The sequence below is a fragment of the Streptomyces sp. NPDC001027 genome (assembly GCF_040299045.1).
In the GTDB taxonomy this organism is placed as follows: domain Bacteria; phylum Actinomycetota; class Actinomycetes; order Streptomycetales; family Streptomycetaceae; genus Streptomyces.
Genome location: NZ_JBEPBI010000525.1, coordinates 1 through 2075 on the forward strand (window position 1 = coordinate 1; position 2075 = coordinate 2075).

At 70.9% G+C, this 2075-nt stretch carries 2 protein-coding genes and 1 pseudogene; all 3 read right to left on the reverse strand.

The genetic code is table 11. From position 1 onward, the window contains the following. A pseudogene (locus ABT300_RS43505) lies at window positions 1-175 on the reverse strand (ABC transporter); the annotation flags it as partial. Window positions 176-279: 104 nt separating this feature from the next. After that, window positions 280-1122 (reverse strand): DUF4097 family beta strand repeat-containing protein, encoded by an 843-nt coding sequence (locus ABT300_RS43510; protein ID WP_351688573.1) that lies wholly within the window; start codon window positions 1120-1122, stop codon window positions 280-282. Between the two features lie 145 nt (window positions 1123-1267). Then, on the reverse strand, window positions 1268-1786 hold the full coding sequence (locus ABT300_RS43515) for a hypothetical protein (RefSeq protein ID WP_351688575.1): 519 nt from the start codon (window positions 1784-1786) through the stop codon (window positions 1268-1270). Between the last annotated feature and the right edge of the window lie 289 nt (window positions 1787-2075).

Consider the following 2075-nt stretch of genomic DNA (forward strand, 5'->3'; position numbering starts at 1 on the left):
TGCCTGCGCCGTTCGGTCCGAGCAGCGCGAACACCGACCCGGCCGGGATGTGCAGATCGATTCCGTCGAGGACGGTCTTGTCGCCGTAGGACTTTCGCAACCCGGCGGCGGAGATGGCGGCCGACGGTGCGCAGCCGTCGTCCAAATTGGATGTGGACATGACAGGTCCAGGCATGTGGCCCTCCCGGGCGAAGCTGGAGTGATGCAGGGATGGAGTGATGGATGGAGTGATGCGACGAGTTGGGGGTCGACAGGGGGACCGGCGGGGCGGGGAGGTCCTCAGACCTTGGCGCGCAGGACGTCGATGTTGCCCCAGTTGGTCCGCGCGTGAAGCCTGACGACGTCCGCGGCCTGCTCCGGGGGCTCCGACGCGGCGAGCGCGTTGCGCACATGCCCGCGGTTGGAGCTGACGTCGAGCCAGGCGGCAGCTCCCTCGCGGATGCCGACCTCGATCGAGCCGTTGGAGGTCTCCAACCGGACTTCGCCACGGCTGACTTCGGCGACTCGGAGGAGCCCGTTGGTGGTGGTGCCGGTGACCGACGCCTCGGCCCGCCGGATGTCGATGGCGCCATTGGCGCCGTTCACCTGCAGCTCGCCGGTCACGGCGCCCACAGTCATGGTGCCGTGCGAGTTCTTCAGGACGGCGGGGCCGTCGACGAGGCCGACGCGCACGTCTCCGGTGCTGCTGGTGATGTCGGCCCTGCCTTCGACCCGGTCGACGATGGTCGAACCGTGCGACGCCTTCAGTTGCAACGGGCCGGTGGTGTCGAGGCGGACGTCGCCGGCCGAGGTCTTCACACGCACCTCGCCGAGCCGGCCGTCGCTGAGCACCCTGACCCCGGCGCCGGTCACGTCGATGCCGGAACCGGTGGGCAGTTCCACCGTCACGTCGACGGTGCCGCCCCGTCCGAGCAGATTGGCCTTGGGCGTGGTGACGGTCAGGGCGCCGCCCGTGCAGCCGACCTCGGTCTGCTCGGCCGTGCGTACGTCCAGGTCCTTCTTCGGGTCGCGGGGTCGCACCTCCACGACGGTGTCGAGGCGGTCGCCGGCGGTGAACTGGATCGATCCGGCGTACACGTAGGCGGTGACCGAAATCGGTTCGGGGGTGTCGAAAGAAGGCATGGCTGTCCCGTCCTCTTGGGGCCTCGGGCTGTCCCCGCTGGTGAACGGGGCGTCGGTGAAGTGGTGCGGGTGGAGCGGCTGGAACAGTTGAAGCGGTTGGAGCGTCTGGCTGACGTGGCAGGGGGGGCGGTGGGCGGGGACTCGATCAGCGCACCCAGCCCGTGAAGCTCTGTCCGACGGTCTGGGCCCTCTCCGGCGCACGCGACCGGGTTCCGCCGTCGAGCGCGACCGACACGGTGCGCACCAGCCACGCGTTGACCGACAGGCCGTCGCGGGCGGCGGCCTCTTCGGCGCGGGTCTTGAGGTGGGCCGGCAGGCGCAGGTTGACGCGGGCCGTGCCGCCCTCGTCGAGGTCGGCCGACGCGGGAGCGCCGAGCGGCTCGGCGGGCATGGCCGGCTCCGCGGCAGCGCCGCCGTAGGCGGGCGGCGGCGTGACCACGAAGTCGGGGTCGAGCCCGCGCAGTCGTACGTCGACCGAACCCGGGGCGAGGTCGCGGGTGATCTCGTCCATCGCGGCGGAGAGCACGTTGAGCATCGTCAGCCGGGTCGCGGACTCCAGGGGCGCGGTGAGCCGCTCAGCCAGCTCGCGGGCTTCGTCGCCGCCGGCCTGGGCGGCCACCGCGAGCTCACGGCGGAGGGAGTCGACGTACGGGGTGAGGTCCATGACGCCATCATGGCACCTCCATGACGCCACACGCAAGGCACATGGCACCACCCAGGCGCCACCCATCGAATGGACGCCTCAGACGAACGCCCTGACCTGCGAAAATCTCGTGGAACCCATGGTGAGCCGCGATGACACCACGCGTCCCGCCGACCCACCGGTGGCACCCGATGGCCCCGAATGGCTCCGCATGGCACACCGTGGCGCCAGATGTCCCCGAGCCTGACCACGGATGACGCAAGGGCTTTGACGTTCACCCGGGGTTCGCCGTGGACGGCCCGCCGGCGGG